The sequence below is a fragment of the Rhodococcus sp. IEGM 1372 genome (assembly GCF_030056835.1).
Lineage (GTDB): Bacteria > Actinomycetota > Actinomycetes > Mycobacteriales > Mycobacteriaceae > Rhodococcoides.
Map to the genome: position 1 here is coordinate 1 of NZ_JASHKS010000037.1, position 14215 is coordinate 14215.

General features: G+C 65.6%; 15 protein-coding genes. 13 read left to right on the forward strand and 2 right to left on the reverse strand.

Going from position 1 to position 14215, the window contains the following annotated elements; genetic code table 11:
* Positions 1-72: 72 nt before the first annotated feature.
* Positions 73-1212 carry an acyltransferase family protein gene (locus QM590_RS21375; RefSeq protein ID WP_317813903.1) on the reverse strand — a complete coding sequence of 380 codons (1140 nt, stop codon included), beginning with the start codon at positions 1210-1212 and terminating at the stop codon, positions 73-75.
* Positions 1213-1472: 260 nt separating this feature from the next.
* On the opposite strand from QM590_RS21375, the gene QM590_RS21380 reads away from it, so the two are divergent.
* From QM590_RS21380 to QM590_RS21420, 9 genes are all read left to right on the forward strand, one after another.
* Entirely contained in the window at positions 1473-2096 is a 624-nt protein-coding gene (locus QM590_RS21380; RefSeq protein ID WP_045197953.1) for a superoxide dismutase, read from the forward strand.
* A 202-nt stretch (positions 2097-2298) separates the two neighbouring features.
* Positions 2299-2826: a peptidase gene (locus QM590_RS21385; protein WP_094638518.1), complete on the forward strand. Its 528-nt coding sequence runs from the start codon at positions 2299-2301 to the stop codon at positions 2824-2826.
* Positions 2827-3034: 208 nt separating this feature from the next.
* On the forward strand, positions 3035-3739 hold the full coding sequence (locus QM590_RS21390) for a TMEM165/GDT1 family protein (protein WP_068045022.1): 705 nt from the start codon (positions 3035-3037) through the stop codon (positions 3737-3739).
* 33 nt (positions 3740-3772) lie between these two features.
* Positions 3773-4957: a sensor histidine kinase gene (locus QM590_RS21395; protein ID WP_269596335.1), complete on the forward strand. Its 1185-nt coding sequence runs from the start codon at positions 3773-3775 to the stop codon at positions 4955-4957.
* The gene (locus tag QM590_RS21400; RefSeq protein ID WP_269596336.1) at positions 4954-5970 is read left to right on the forward strand and encodes a DUF8320 family protein; all 1017 of its coding nucleotides are present in this window, start codon (positions 4954-4956) and stop codon (positions 5968-5970) included. The genes QM590_RS21395 and QM590_RS21400 overlap by 4 nt, the downstream gene beginning before the upstream one ends.
* Before the next feature lie 86 nt (positions 5971-6056).
* The gene (locus QM590_RS21405) at positions 6057-7352 is read left to right on the forward strand and encodes an ABC transporter substrate-binding protein (protein WP_269596337.1); all 1296 of its coding nucleotides are present in this window, start codon (positions 6057-6059) and stop codon (positions 7350-7352) included.
* Positions 7349-8254: a carbohydrate ABC transporter permease gene (locus QM590_RS21410; protein WP_269596338.1), complete on the forward strand. Its 906-nt coding sequence runs from the start codon at positions 7349-7351 to the stop codon at positions 8252-8254. The genes QM590_RS21405 and QM590_RS21410 overlap by 4 nt, the downstream gene beginning before the upstream one ends.
* Complete coding sequence (locus QM590_RS21415) at positions 8251-9090, forward strand: carbohydrate ABC transporter permease (protein ID WP_068045038.1); 840 nt, start codon at positions 8251-8253, stop codon at positions 9088-9090. Before QM590_RS21410 ends, QM590_RS21415 begins: the two co-directional genes overlap by 4 nt.
* Before the next feature lie 117 nt (positions 9091-9207).
* Positions 9208-9975, forward strand: a complete 768-nt coding sequence (locus tag QM590_RS21420; protein ID WP_269596339.1) for an SDR family NAD(P)-dependent oxidoreductase — start codon at positions 9208-9210, stop codon at positions 9973-9975.
* Positions 9976-10016: 41 nt separating this feature from the next.
* Here the strand turns inward: QM590_RS21420 and QM590_RS21425 are convergent, their stop codons facing one another.
* The gene (locus QM590_RS21425; RefSeq protein WP_411567371.1) at positions 10017-11630 is read right to left on the reverse strand and encodes a TM0106 family RecB-like putative nuclease; all 1614 of its coding nucleotides are present in this window, start codon (positions 11628-11630) and stop codon (positions 10017-10019) included.
* Positions 11631-11737: 107 nt separating this feature from the next.
* Here QM590_RS21425 and QM590_RS21430 point away from each other — a divergent pair, with 107 nt between their 5' ends.
* From QM590_RS21430 to QM590_RS21445, 4 genes are read left to right on the forward strand one after another with little or no spacing between them, the layout of a single operon-like run.
* The gene (locus tag QM590_RS21430; protein WP_037186611.1) at positions 11738-12388 is read left to right on the forward strand and encodes a DUF6474 family protein; all 651 of its coding nucleotides are present in this window, start codon (positions 11738-11740) and stop codon (positions 12386-12388) included.
* A 14-nt stretch (positions 12389-12402) separates the two neighbouring features.
* Positions 12403-12957 carry a hypothetical protein gene (locus QM590_RS21435; RefSeq protein ID WP_269596340.1) on the forward strand — a complete coding sequence of 185 codons (555 nt, stop codon included), beginning with the start codon at positions 12403-12405 and terminating at the stop codon, positions 12955-12957.
* Between the two features lie 44 nt (positions 12958-13001).
* Positions 13002-13658: a YcnI family copper-binding membrane protein gene (locus tag QM590_RS21440; protein WP_269596341.1), complete on the forward strand. Its 657-nt coding sequence runs from the start codon at positions 13002-13004 to the stop codon at positions 13656-13658.
* Positions 13655-14200, forward strand: a complete 546-nt coding sequence (locus QM590_RS21445; protein ID WP_269596342.1) for a copper resistance CopC family protein — start codon at positions 13655-13657, stop codon at positions 14198-14200. Before QM590_RS21440 ends, QM590_RS21445 begins: the two co-directional genes overlap by 4 nt.
* Positions 14201-14215 lie beyond the last annotated feature (15 nt).

Genomic DNA, 14215 nt, shown 5'->3' on the forward strand with positions numbered 1-14215 from the left:
CACTGCAGATATCCAGTATCAACCGGACATATCCATACTCACAGTCACATTGAGTACCCAGGGGGGGCTCGGTCAGGTGGCGGATCGGGCGCGTAGGCGGGCGTAGTGAGTGCTGATATGTCGTGCCGCGGGCAGTTCGATCCAGCGGTACATGATTTCGGCTAGCAGGGCCGTGCCGGCCAGGAATGCCAGGACGGCGGCGCTGGGGCCCAGGTGCGGTTCGACGGTTGCGTAGATGCGGTAGAGCACGAGGGTGTGGATCAGGTAGATCGCGTAGCTCCGGGTGCCGATCCATCGGATGACGGGCCAGCGGGTGATGGGTCCGTTGTATCGGGCGAGTATCAGGACCGTTCCGGTGACGACGAGCAGTGTCCAGAGGTAGGTGTCGCCCATCCAGAAGGTGTGGACTTCGATGGCGAGTCGGATCACTTCGATCTGGGCGATGACGCCGACGACGACCCATCGCCAGGTGATCAGTCGTGCCCATCCGAGGTAGGCGATCTGGCCGAGGAACAGCGTGGGGAGTACGCCCGTGACCTTGGTCAGGAACGGGACTGTGTAGGGCTGCGGTAGGTAGAGGTTGTAGACGATCACCAGGGCGCACAGTGCAGCTCCGACGAGTGGCACCACGATGGGTCTGGTGTTCAGTGTTCCGCGCATCGAGATGCAGTAGAGGTAGAACACGATCTGAACGACGAGGGTCCAGGTGACGCCGAGGACGGCGACTTCCGGTCGCAGGAAGAAGCCGCCGAGGAAGAAGCTGAGGAACGCTTCGCCGTTGGTGATGCCGGGTTGGCCGCTGAACATTCCGTTGAGGCCGAGTTTGACCAGGATGACGGCCATGGCGACGGCGAACCAGAGCGCCGGGACGAGGCGGGCGAGACGCGCGACCATGAAGTCCCGACGCGATTGCCGCATGGCGGATCGGGTGATCAGCAGGCCGGTGAGCAGCATGAAGATGCTGACTCCGACGAACGAGAGGTGCATGTTGAGGCCTGCGTCCTCGATGAGGACGGTGTTGACGACGTCGATCATCCACCAGCCGCCGCCGATGTCGTCGAGCAGATAGAACGAAATGTGTGAGTACAGCACCGCGAGGACGGCGATGACGCGGAGGAGGTCTGCACCGTCCATCTGGACTCGGGGCGCGTCGACCGGCTGCGTGGCGGCGGACTTGTCGACCGTCTTCTGGCTCGGTCGGTCCCCTTCCACACCCGCGAGTTTAGGTTCCGTTCATCCGTTCGACCAATCCGCGGCCGCTCCGCAACTGATTCGTGATATTCGGAGCAGATTCACAGCCGAATAATTTGCCTGTCTCGTTCACACGAATTTATTCCGAGAAAAGCATCTCGGTTACAACTGTTGCACTGGGGGTAGGAATGAGATTGGGTTGAACCCTACGAAAGATCCGCAGTAGGACGAACGTGCCCGCATCACACGATGGGTACGGCGTCGTTAGAGAAGGGAACCACGTGTCCGAGTACACCTTGCCCGACCTTGATTTCGATTACTCCGCCCTCGAGCCGCACATCTCGGGCGAGATCAACGAGCTTCACCATTCCAAGCATCACGCGACCTACGTCGCAGGCGCGAACACCGCGGTCGAAAAGCTCGCCGCCGCGCGTGACAACGACGATCATGCAGCCATTTTCCTGCTGGAGAAGAACCTCGCGTTCCACCTCGGTGGCCACGTCAACCACTCCATCTGGTGGAAGAACCTCTCGCCCAACGGTGGCGACAAGCCCGAGGGTGAGCTCGCTGCCGCAATCGACGACCAGTTCGGTTCGTTCGACAAGTTCCGCGCACAGTTCACCGCTGCCGCCAACGGCCTGCAGGGCTCCGGCTGGGCAGTTCTGGGCTACGACTCGCTGGGCAAGAAGCTGCTCACCTTCCAGCTCTACGATCAGCAGGCCAACGTGCCGCTCGGCATCATCCCGCTGCTCCAGGTCGACATGTGGGAGCACGCCTTCTACCTGCAGTACAAGAACGTCAAGGCAGATTACGTGAAGGCGTTCTGGAACGTCGTCAACTGGGCCGACGTCCAGGCTCGCTTCGAGGCCGCGACGTCGAAGACCCCGGGTCTGATCTTCCCGTAGGTCCTCGCACCACCCGCTTCACCGACAGCGTCGATGGACCACTGCCCCGCTCAGACGGGTGCAGTGGTCCATTCACGCTTCGAAGGGAGTTCGCTGGCACTCTCCCCATCTTGTGTGCCAGCCGTTTTCGCGTCATTCTCTTCCTACCCAACGTCGTGTACCCGGCTTCGAGCCCTGTACCTGTCTGGGAGGAACGATCGAGATGGACGAGCGAGATCTCATCGGTGTTTCACCGTTTCATGCCGCCGGTCTGCTGCGCGGATTCGTTGTTTCCGGCCGCTGGCCGGACACCACCAAGGAATGGGCCCAGTTTCTGGCCCTCGCTGTGCGGGTGGCCTCGATGCCGGGCCTGTTGGCGACGTCGACGGTGTTCGGGGTGCGTGAGGAATTGCCCGACGACCCCGCGCCGGGGACGGTCGGCTTGGTCGTCGCCGAGGGTCCGGTGATCGGTGACTTCGCGTTGGCTCCCGGACGGTTCGCCGCGCATCAACCTGCCGCCTTGCTGATGCTGCATCCACCGTCGGAGACGACACCGACGCTCCCGGAATGTGTCGGCGCGGCGTCCGGCTGCGTTCTGCTCCCCGGCCTTCCGCATCTCGGACTCGACCATCGGGCGGCCTGGGTGGAGGCCGAATCCGACGGCACCGTGACCTCGATGGTCAGCCGGGTCGGTCTCGATCCCATCAGCGATCCCGACACCGCAGTTTTGGCGATGCTCCTCGCATCCTGACCGCTGTCCGCACACGAATTTTCGGGAACCCAAACTTATTGTCGCATTGGACATTTCGCGACGACACCCCTACAGTCGTGTGCAGCGAAGGGGAGTAGCCCCCAATCACCGTGTCGACATACTGGTTGCTCGAATGCAACCCGGCACCTGAACCGGCCAGTTCCGGTGGGCGAGACCTTCGGTCCTATCGACGACCGAGGAGTCCGCTGTGCTGTCCGCATTACTGTTGAGTTTCGCTGTCATTTTCGTCGCCGAGCTGGGTGACAAGTCCCAGCTCATGGCCATGACATTCGCCCTGCGCTACAAGTGGTACGTCGTCATCGGCGGCATCACCGTTGCCACCACCGTGGTGCACCTGGTCTCGGTCGCGGTCGGCCACTTCCTCGGTGTATCGATTCCCACCGAGGCGATCTCCATCGTCGGCGGCATCGCGTTCGTCATCTTCGGTCTCTGGACGCTACGCGGCGACTCCCTGTCCGACGACGAGGGCGCGAAGGCCTCCCGGGTCACCAAATCCGCATTCCTCGCGATCGCGTCGGCGTTCTTCCTGGCCGAGCTCGGCGACAAGACGATGCTGGCCACCGTCACTCTCGCCGCCGACAACGACTGGGTGGGCGTGTGGATCGGCTCCACCGTCGGCATGGTCGCTGCCGATGCACTCGCCATCGTGGTCGGCGCGGTACTCGGAAAGCACCTGCCGGAGCGCATGATCCAGTACGGCGCGGCCATCCTGTTCTTCGTCTTCGGTGCCGTCCTGTTCTTCGAGGGCCTGATGCCCGGCACCGCAGCTCCCTACATCGCTGCCGGAGCAGTCGTCGCGATCTCCGCCGTCGTCGTCGCCGTGTTCGTTCGACGCTCCCGCATCAGGGCAGCGCGGGAATCGGCACAGCAGACCAGCACCGAACACGCCTGACCTTGGTTTACACTCCTCTCCCGGGAGGGGTGCATGAACAACGAGCAGCAGGTGAGTACGACCGACGCGGCGCACCACTCGACCGACCGGCTGATCAGAATCTTCGGCCGTTTCGTCGGTACCGGCTATCTCATCTATCTGCTGCTGTTGATCCCGGATATCGCACGGAGCAGCGAGGTGGTTCCCGGTTGGTGGACTCCGGTCACCGTTGCGGTCGTGTTCGGCACCGGATTCGCGTTCGCGGCCTCCACCTTTCACCCGAGCATCGGGGTCATTCGCGTTGCCGGTTCCGTGGCCGCGTTGGCGTTTCCGATCATGGCCCTGCTGTGGTGGGTGGCTTGGGACGGTGCCACCTTCGATCAAGCCGGGACGTTTCTCGCGGTATTTCCCGGCTTGGCGGCACTCGCCGCCGCCACGGTGTGGCACCCCGTCCCGGCGTTCATCCACATGAGCGTCAGCGTCGTTCTTGTGCAGCTAGCCAACCAGGCTGTGCGAGAACCGTTCCCCCGCAGCAACATCATTGCGGAGATCTTCTTCGCGATGATGTTCTGCACGGTGTTCGTGGCCGCCACACTCGCCGCGGTACGCACCGGACGCATTCTCGACGCGACGATCTCGACGACACACGACGACGCAGCCCGGGCGGCCGCGGCCACCGCGCGTGAGGTCGAGCGCGAACGATTCGACGCGCTGATCCACGACGAGGTCATGTCTTCGCTGCTGGCTGTTGCCCGCCATGGCCGCACGCCCAGCCTGGCGCGTCAGGCGCGCTCGACTCTGCTGCATCTCGATGACCTGACCACCGGCACCGTCTCCGAGACGTTCTCGGCCGACGAGACTCTGGCTCAGCTTCGTTCTGCAGCAACGACAGTCGACGAGTCGATCGACTTCACCGTGCACGAGGGCGCGCTCGAGCGGACAGAGCACTACCCGGCCGAGACGGTACGCGCCATCGCCGCTGCACTGGCAGAGGCTTTGCGCAACAGTAGAATTCATGCCAGGGCATCACACCGTTCGGTTGCCGTGGAGCTGGCCCCGTCGTCGATGCACATCACCGTTCAGGACAACGGCATCGGCTTCGACCGACGTTCGGTGCCGCCCCACCGACTCGGCGTCGCCGTCAGCATCGAAGGCCGGATGCGTCAACTCGACGGCGGGTCGGCCGAGATCGAATCCTCCACCGCAGGCACCATCGTGCGATTGGGGTGGAAGCGATGAACCGCCAGGACATCCGCGACCTGCTGTCGATGAGGTCGGCAGCGGCGTACGCGGTTGCCGGTTTCTTCGTCCTCGCGTGCCTGGTGTGTGCATCCGCAACCCTGACCGGGGTGTCCGCAGTGTGGCCCGAATACGCAGCGGTGCTCGTGCTCTCGGCCGCGGTCATCCTGCTGCTCCGGGCACCGGGTGACCCACTGACCGCGCGGTCGACCGCACTGATGACCGTATCGGGCCCGGTGGCAGCCGCTCTGGTCTTCGCCGTCCTGCCGGTGCCGCTGACCGGAAGCTTGCAGACCTGGCCCCTGGGGATGTCGGTGGTGATCTACACCTTCATGTGTGTCCGCGGCCGGACCCCGGCCGCGTGGCTCGGGCTGGCACTGACCATGTCGGTGGCCATCGGATGGGCGGTGGTGACGGGTCAGGGATTTCTGTACGGGCTCTCGTTCAGCGCGATCAACATCGCGCCGCTGTTGATGGCGACGTTCTTCGCCTTCACCATTCGTCCCTTGGCCGCCGCAATTTTCGAGCTGCGCAAGCAGTCGACGGTGCGTATCGCGTCCCAGGCCGCGGCGGCGGCCGTGCTCGAGGAACGCGACGCTCGCCTGGCCAGTCTCGACGCGTTGGCCCGTCCGCTGCTGCAGCGCATCGCCGACGGCCCCGATCCCACCGAGGAGGAAGTCCTCGCGTGTCGACTCCTCGAAGCCGAGCTCCGCGATTCCCTCCGCGCCCGCGGTCTGGTGCGACCCGATCTCGCTCGCGCCGCCAGGTCCGCTCGGGCCCGCGGGGTGGAGGTGATGATGCTCGACGACCGATCCCCGGACGTACTCGACGATGACGCCCGTGAACGCATCGTGGCCGCCGCGTCGGGTGCTCTCGATGCCGCGGAGGCGGGCGCGGTGACGGTCCGCCTTCTACCGCCCGGCCGGACCGTGGCCGCGACGATTCTGCTCGACGACCTGGGCGACGGTGCGCACCGCGTCGAGTACGACGAAACCGGTCACGTTCGGCGCTGAACAGTGGTTTGGACCGCTGCTCCCCTGGCTACTCTGCGGCGGACCAGTCGGTCTGTACAGCTGCAGCCGGTGAACGGAGATCTTTCATGGCACTCGATCGTCGCTCGTTTCTGATCGGATCCGGTGCTGCCGCAGTGCCGTTGCTGTTGGCCGGATGCGGCTTCGTCAGATCCAGCCCGTCGCAGCAGACCGAGGGCACACTCACGTTCACCACCTGGGGTACCGATGCCGAGCTGGCCGGCTTCCGGGACTCGATCAGCGCATTCGAGGCGGCCAATCCCGGCTCGACGATCACCCTCAATGCGGTGCCGTACGAGCAGATGTTCACCAACATCGACGCCCAGCTGCAGGCAGGCAATCCACCCGACATCTTCCGCGTCCCGTATTACACGTTCGGCGCATATGCCGGCCGAGGCCAACTGCTGGATCTGTCGCCGCTGTTGGCGTCGGACACGCGGGATCAGTTCACGCCCACAGCGTGGGCCGCAGTGCAGAACGGCGGAATCCCCTACGGCCTACCGCACCACACCGACACCTCGGCAATTCTGGTGAACCGAAACCTGTTGTCGCAGGCTGGTATCGACTCGGTTCCGACAAGTCTGGACGACGCCTGGAGTTGGGACGAGTTGGCGTCGATCGGCGATCGACTGCGTTCCTCGCTGCCGGCCGACAAGTACCCGTGGGCCTACAACTGGCAGGGCAACGGTGTCACCCGCTGGTTGAGTCTGCTGTTCCAGGCCGGCGGGTCCTTCCTGGCCGAGGACCAGAAGACTCCCCTGATCGACTCCGACGAGGCGCGCCGAGCCGTCGAATTCTCTTCGTCGTTCTTCTCGAACGGCTACGTGCCGGCGAACAACACCATCGCGTCGTCGAGTTACGCCAGCGAGGCGTGGTTCTCGCAATCGGTGGCGATGGTGTGGTCGGGTGCGTTCCAATTGCCCGACGCCGATGCGACGGCCAGTTTCGATTGGACGGCCACCTACGCTCCCCGAGATCGCCGGGGCGGCGGCGACTTCGGTGGCAACGCACTTGTCGCGACGTCGCAGACCTCGCAGCCGGAGCTGGCGGCGTCGTTCCTCGAGTTCGTCACACAGCAGGAACAGATGCGCAACTTCTGCAGGGCCGCCTCGTTGCTGCCGACGCGTACCGATCTGCTCAACTCCGACCTCGAGTTCGATATCCGGTCGGAGCTGGCCCCGATCTTCGCAGCTCAGGCCACTACGGTGCAGCCGCAGGATGCCGCTCAGGTGGCGTCGCCGTCGATGTCGGCGATCATTCCGGTTCTGAAGGAGCAGCTCGATCTTGCGTTCGCCGGTTCGCAGGATGCCGCTGCAACTGTGTCTGCACTGCAGAGCGGAATCGCCGGGGTCACCGGCGCATGACGGCTGTAGTACGAGCGAAGACCAAGCGCGCCGGGGCCAGAAAAGAAGCGTTTGCGGCCGCCGGATTCCTGGCCCCCAGTTACGCACTGTTGGCCGTGTTCGTCCTCGTTCCTCTCGTCGCCGCGTTTGTCGTCAGCCTGCAGCAGACGGACGGCTTCGGTGCAGGTGAGTTCGTCGGGGCAGCCAATTACGCACCCCTGGTGGATGATCCGCTGTTCTGGCGGGCGCTGATCAACACCCTGCTGTTCACGGCGTTGGTCACTCCGCTGTCGATGCTGTTCGGTCTGATCGCGGCCGTCCTCCTCAACTCCGCGTTGCCGGCGCGGCCGCTGTGGCGCTCACTGGTGATCCTGCCGATGGCCGTCTCGGGCGTGGCGACCGGCCTGATCGGCATTCTGGTGTTCGACCAGAACTCGGGCGTGCTGAACAATCTGATCGGTTTCCTCGGGCTGCCTGCCATCGATTGGCAGTCTTCTCCCGGGCCCGCTTTCGCGTCGATCGTCATCGCCACGGTGTGGTGGCGCACCGGGTTGAACATGCTGATCTATCTGGCCGGTCTTCAAGGTCTCGGTCCCGACCTGTACGAGGCGGCCCGGCTGGACGGCGCGAACGCATTTCAGCGCTTCCGCAACGTGACGGTGCCGCTGCTGGGTCCCACGTCGTTCTTCCTGCTGGTGCTCAACGTCATCTACTCGTTCCAGGTGTTCGATCTGGTCTTCGTCCTCACCGGCGGCGGACCGGGCGGGGCGACCTCGGTCCTGGTCACGTACGCCTACGAGACGGGCTTCGTCACCCGCGATCAGGGCTACGCCGCATCGATCGGCATGGTGCTGTTCCTGTTCGCCCTCACCTTCGCCGCCGCGCAATGGCGCGCGAGCCGAACGAAGGATCTGGTCGAATGAGCGGGCCGAGAAACGCGTCCGCTCGCCGCGCACTGGTGCTGCGCACCGTGATCATCGCCGTCATCGGCCTGATCACCGTCGCACCGCTGTATTGGATGCTGGCCGTGGCGTTCTCGACTCGCGGGGAATTGCTGGGCGGGGGTGAGCTACGGCTGTGGCCGCGCCAGGTGACGTGGGAGAACGTCACCCGCGTGTTCGACTCGTTCCCGGTCGCGACGTGGCTGGGCAACTCGATCGCCATTGCCGTCGTGGTCACGATCATCACCGTGGTGACGAGTCTGCTCGCGGGATATGCGTTCGCGCACTTGAAGTTCCGATTCTCGACGCCGCTGTTCTTCATTGCGCTGGCAACGTTGGTACTGCCCGTGCAGGTGATCATGGTGGCGCTGTTCCGCATCGTCGTCGGACTCGGTCTCTACGGCACGTACTGGGCGGTGATCCTGCCGAGTTCGGCGTCGGCGTTCGGGCTGTTCCTCGCGCGCCAGTTCATGCTCGGCATTCCCCGTGAGCTGCTCGAGGCGGCCCGACTCGACGGTGCCGGGCATTGGCAGATCTTCCGACGCGTCGTGCTGCCGCTGTCGGGACCGCTTATCGCCGTCCTCGCCTTCATGAGCCTGCTGCAATCGTGGAACGACTTCGCGTGGCCGCTGATCGCACTGCGGGAGAACGAGTTGTTCACCCTCCCCATCGGCCTGCTGTACCTGCAAGGCCAGGCGAACAGTGACTACGGTGCCACGATGGCGTTCGCGCTGATCAACGTCGTGCCGATGGCGTTGCTGTTTCTGTTCTTCCAAAAATACTTCATCGCCGGATTCGCGCGCAGCGGTATCAAGTAGGCCCCACTCCAGGGTGCCTGAGGGCGGGTGAGGTGCCCCGCCGGTTATGGTGCAAGCGACTACGAGGTCGCAGCCTGTGCCGCGGCCCGCCACCGTGAGCGAAGGGGATCGTACGACGTGGAGATTTCAGGAACAGCAGCACTTGTCACCGGCGGGGCATCGGGCCTCGGTGCCGCAACGGCCGCACGTCTGGCCGCCGCGGGCGTCACCGTCTTCGGTCTCGATCTGCCGCAGTCCATCGAGCGTGCCGGAGACAGCGTCCCGGCAGGGGTGACGCTGCTCCCCGCGGACGTCACCAGCGAGGCCGAGGTCGAGGCCGCACTGGACACGATCGTCGCATCCGGTGTGCCGCTGCGCATCGTCGTCAACTGTGCAGGCGTCGGCTGGGCGGGCCGCATTCTGTCCAAGAAGGGACCGCACGATCTCGAGCTGTTCCGCACCGTCATCACCATCAACCTGCTCGGCACGTTCAACGTGATGCGCCTGGCCGCGAACCGGATGCAGTCGCAGTCGACCGTCGACGATGCGGGCCAGCGCGGCGTCGTCATCAACACGGCCTCGGTCGCGGCGTTCGAGGGCCAGATCGGTCAGATCGCCTACACCGCCTCCAAGGGCGGCGTGCACGCGATGACCATCACCGCAGCTCGCGACCTGGCGCAGGTCGGCATCCGCGTCAACACCATCGCCCCCGGCATCGTCGACACCCCGATGCTGGCAGGCGTCACCGAGGAATACCGTCAGGGCCTCGAGGCGTCGGTGCCGTTCCCCTCACGTCTGGCGCAGCCCAGCGAGTACGCGCAGCTGGTCCAGATGATCGCCGAGCACGATTACCTCAACGGTGAGACCATCCGCATGGACGGCGCAATCCGCATGGCTCCGCGTTAATCACTGACCACTGGCGCGTGGCCCCGCCGATCGAGGCGGGGTCACGCGCGAGCGCGCAGGTCCGCCACCGTCGGGATTTCCTTCTCCGCGCGGTCGGACATCCACTCGCGCAACACTTTCGTCGCCAGAACGTCGTCCTCGTTGTAGACGAGCAGTCGCTCGCGCTGCGTGTGGTCGGGCTCGGCGTCGTATCCGACGGCTTCCCGGTACCACCCCATCGACGCCTCGCCGCCGGCTTCGTCGTCTCGCCACGAAAATCCTGCGACAGGCGCAATCTTTTTCAGTCCCTTGCCGTTCGGGCAGATGAACTGATCGCTCACGGCCTGGTAGATGTCCACCCACTGCTCGCTGTCGATGAACTCGCGAATCTGCGCCTCGGTGGGAACCCCGGGAACGTCCGCGAAACGGCGAGCCGAGTCGAGCAGCCACTTGTCTTCCGCCTGTCGCGAATAGCAATAGGCGGCAAAGGTTTTGCCGCGCGCAGCCGCGTCGGCCCTGGTGTCCATCAACCAGTTCCAGAACACCGCAAACGAGCGTCCCTCGTCGACGGTCGGCAGCGGATCCCACGTGACGAAACCCCGATACGACGGCGGCGGGCCGCCTGCCTCGGTGAGCAGCGTGCCCCACAGATACGCGCCGTGTTCCTGGTAGCTCTCCATGTCCACGTCCACCTCGACGTCGGCGCGATGCACCGAGACGGTCTCCGAGCGCCGGAGCAGCGGCACGTCCGCTCGCCAGGCCAGCGCGGCGGACACGGCGTCGTCGAAGTTGCCGAACGGCCACTCCTCGGGAGCCGGGCCGGTCCACTGCGCCAACTCGTCGATGGTGCGCACGCCCGCGCTGCGCAACACCTCGGCGCGGGACCCGGAGGCGACAAGCGAGACGTCCCGAACGGCTTCGAGTTGCGGCTTGCAGTCGAACCACCATGCACACGAACGACATTCGCTCACCTGGGAGGGCACGGTGAACGCGACGCCCTGGGCCACCGCGAGCCGGTCCGCGAAGCGGGTGTCGTACTCGTCGAGGACCGTCGTGAGATCGTGCACCAGCATGCATTCACCCTTGTAGCCCACTGCGCCGCCGACGGGTGTGGCCGTGGCCAGGCCCTCGTGCGCGAGCATCCGATACAGGTGCGCGAGCCGGAGTTGATCGCGCAGCTGACTGCGCACCTTTCGAGTCTCGTCGATCGCCGGAGACCACTGGTCGAGCGGGGTGGTGCGCGCCCCACGGCCGGGGTCGGTGACCTTGTGGTTGACGGCGATCACCGGGATGTATCCGCCCGCCGCGTCACGGATGAGCAATTCGCTGCGCCCGCGTCGACCGGTGTCGCGTTCGAGGGGCAATACCGCGTTCCAGATGCGTTCCACGCCGGCCCGGCAGGCGGCGACGGTCGCGTCGGCCGCCTCTCGGGCGGTGGGTTCGTCGATCTCGATCCACCGCATCGAATCGCCGACCGCCAACTGCGCACGGACGTTCTCGCGGTGAGCCTGAGCTGCTTCTCGACGCTGCCGCACCCCTGGGTTCTCGGGTTCACCGCGCAGCAACGATCCGTACGCGGTGTCGAGATAGAGCCGATGCCTGCACCGCGTCAACGATCCGGCATCGAGCAGCACGGGCACAGGAGATGTGGCTGCCGCGCCTCGTTGACCGTTCACACTGTTAGACACTAGGTCAGCCCTCCGACAGCCTGCACAGATCAGCGCCCGATAGGGTGTGGGTAACGCACTGTCCCGCCTAGCAGCACACGTCAGGAGCCTTTTCGATGGGTTTGTTCCGCAAGCGTAAGGGTCGAGCCACTCGCAAGGCAGAGGCCAAGGCGCTCAAGCACAAGGCAACACTCGAAGCGAAGCTGGGCGCGAAGAACGAGCGCAAGCAGTTGAAGTCGATCGCCAAGGCGCAGCGCAAGCTCAGCGCTGTGGAGGCGAAGTCGCAGAAGAACGTCGAGAAGGCCCAGGTCTCCGCGCTCAAGGCGCAGCAGAAGGCCGCGGTGCAGGGAACGCTCAGCGTGGCTCAGATCCGCAAGTACCTCGGCATCGCTCGACTGCTGATTCCGGTGCTGGCTCCCATCCTCTACCGCGGTGCGACGGTCGTTCGCGCGCAGCTGGACAGCCGCAAGGCACAGCAGCTCGGTGTCGCTCCCGACCAGCTCAGCGAATACACCGGCCACGGCGGAAAGCTCAGTGCCCGCATCGCCGGTGCCGAGAAATCGCTCGACACCATCGGTGCGCGCCACTCCGATCCCGAGACCAAGAGCTTCGGTGCCGCGATCAGCGAGCGTCTGGACGATCTGACCACCGCCGTCCGCGCATCCGAGCAGATGCCGCCCGCTCGCCGCAAGACCGCGCACGCCGCGATCTCCGCAGAGCTCGACGGCATCGAGGCCGATCTGCTCGCCCGCCTCGGCGTGCGCTGAACCCTGCACAACCGATGACCGACAGCTCTGCCGCCCCGCTTCGCGGCGGAGCTGTCGGTATCGTCACCGCGGCGCTCGCAGTCGCCGCTCACGGCATGGCCGACGGCGGTTGGCCCGACGGTTCCGCACTGGCTCTGCTTGTCGTCGTCAGCATCGGGGTGGGTGCCATGACGGCCCTGCCCAGACGTTCGACCGTCCTGCTGCTTCCCGCTCTGCTGGGCGGACAACTCGTCGCCCACATCGCGCTGAGCCTCGGCAGTGCAGCGGAGATGCACGCGCATTCACTGTTGCCCAGCACAGCGATGATCGCCTTTCACGCGGCCGCCTCGGTCGTCACCGGCCTGATGATCGCCGCGGCCGAGCGCCTCTACGGCCCGATCACGTCCATCGTCCGAGCGATTCTTGCGCTCCTCACTCCCCTGCCCGACGGTTCCGCCGTCGGTCGCGTGTCCATGTCCGTCGCGGTTCCGTCGGTAGACGGCGCCGCTCTCGACTGGGTCATCTCTCGTCGCGGGCCCCCGGTGTCGTCTTGCTCGTTCCGCGGGCTCCACTCGCGGTCGGCGTTCTGACCGACATCCTTGTTCCGCTTCTCTGCACAGAAATGACCCAACCCATGAAGAGCTCTCTTTCCCGTGCCCTGTTCGTCTCGGGAGCCACCGTCGGCGCACTGCTGATCGGCGCAGGCGCAGCGTCCGCGCACGTCGTCGTCTCCGCTCCCGACGCCGCGCAGGGCGGCTACTCGGTGCTGACGTTCCGCGTTCCCACCGAGTCCGATACCGCCTCGACCAGTTCGGTCAAGGTGACCCTCCCCGGCCTCAATTCCGCTCGCACACAGCCCGTTCCGGGCTGGACGTCCACCGTCGAGAAGGACTCCGCCGATCTCGCGGTGTCGGTGACGTGGACGGCGAACCCCGGTTCCGAGGTCGGGCCAGGCCAGTTCCAGCAGTTCCTGCTCTCGGCGGGCCCGCTGCCCGAGCAGGAGACCGTCTCGTTCCCGGCCACCCAGACCTACACCGACGGTGAGGTCGTCGACTGGAACGAGCCGATGACCGAGGACGGTAGCGAGCCCGAATTGCCCGCTCCCACCCTGACTCTCGCCGCGGCCGGCAGTGGTGATGCGCACGGCAGCGCCCACAGCGAGACCACCGCCGCCTCCGAAGCGTCTTCGGAGGACAACACCGCCCGCTGGCTCGCCGGCGTCGGGCTCGTGCTCGGTGCCGTCGGCGCAGGTCTGGGCATCGGTGCAACGATCAGGGCGCGGCGCTCATGAGATCACTGGTCCAGTCCACGAGGGCGCTGGTCGTCTCGGTCGCAGCACTGCTGATGCTGTTGATCGCCGCACCGATCGCCTCGGCGCACTCGCAGGTCACCGGGTACAGCCCGGCCGACGGCTCCTCCCTGGACGCGTCTCCGGCCACGGCATCCGTGTCGTTCAACGAGGTGCCGCAGTCGCAGTTCGCCACGCTCAACGTCGTCGGGCCCGACGGCAACATCTGGTCGAAGGGTGATGCGCGCATCGAGGGCCAGAGCGTCGTCGTCGACGTCGGCGAGCTGGGGCCGGTCGGCGAGTACACCCTCGCGTATCGCATCACCTCGGCCGATGGCCATCCTGTCAGCGGCACAGCGTCGTTCACGCTGACGCAGGAGGGATCAGGGATTCCGGGGGCACCCGCCGACGCGTCGGGAAGCGCAGAGGAGTCCGAGGGCTCGTTCCTCGTCGGCTACGGTCGCATCGCGCTGATCGCCGTGGCGGTTCTGGCCTTCGCCGGGGCATTGGGGTTCGCGCTCCGTAAGCCCAAGACCCGGAAATAGCACCGACGTGGCTGC

What these genes read in the sequence shown, in the direction of transcription:
- QM590_RS21435 (WP_269596340.1), top strand. Translation starts at nt 12,403, where the DNA reads ATGACCGACAGCTCTGCCGCCCCGCTTCGCGGCGGAGCTGTCGGTATC.
- QM590_RS21440 (WP_269596341.1), top strand. Translation starts at nt 13,002, where the DNA reads ATGAAGAGCTCTCTTTCCCGTGCCCTGTTCGTCTCGGGAGCCACCGTC.
- QM590_RS21445 (WP_269596342.1), top strand. Translation starts at nt 13,655, where the DNA reads ATGAGATCACTGGTCCAGTCCACGAGGGCGCTGGTCGTCTCGGTCGCA.
- QM590_RS21405 (WP_269596337.1), top strand. Translation starts at nt 6,057, where the DNA reads ATGGCACTCGATCGTCGCTCGTTTCTGATCGGATCCGGTGCTGCCGCA.
- QM590_RS21395 (WP_269596335.1), top strand. Translation starts at nt 3,773, where the DNA reads ATGAACAACGAGCAGCAGGTGAGTACGACCGACGCGGCGCACCACTCG.
- QM590_RS21410 (WP_269596338.1), top strand. Translation starts at nt 7,349, where the DNA reads ATGACGGCTGTAGTACGAGCGAAGACCAAGCGCGCCGGGGCCAGAAAA.
- QM590_RS21400 (WP_269596336.1), top strand. Translation starts at nt 4,954, where the DNA reads ATGAACCGCCAGGACATCCGCGACCTGCTGTCGATGAGGTCGGCAGCG.
- QM590_RS21415 (WP_068045038.1), top strand. Translation starts at nt 8,251, where the DNA reads ATGAGCGGGCCGAGAAACGCGTCCGCTCGCCGCGCACTGGTGCTGCGC.
- QM590_RS21385 (WP_094638518.1), top strand. Translation starts at nt 2,299, where the DNA reads ATGGACGAGCGAGATCTCATCGGTGTTTCACCGTTTCATGCCGCCGGT.
- QM590_RS21430 (WP_037186611.1), top strand. Translation starts at nt 11,738, where the DNA reads ATGGGTTTGTTCCGCAAGCGTAAGGGTCGAGCCACTCGCAAGGCAGAG.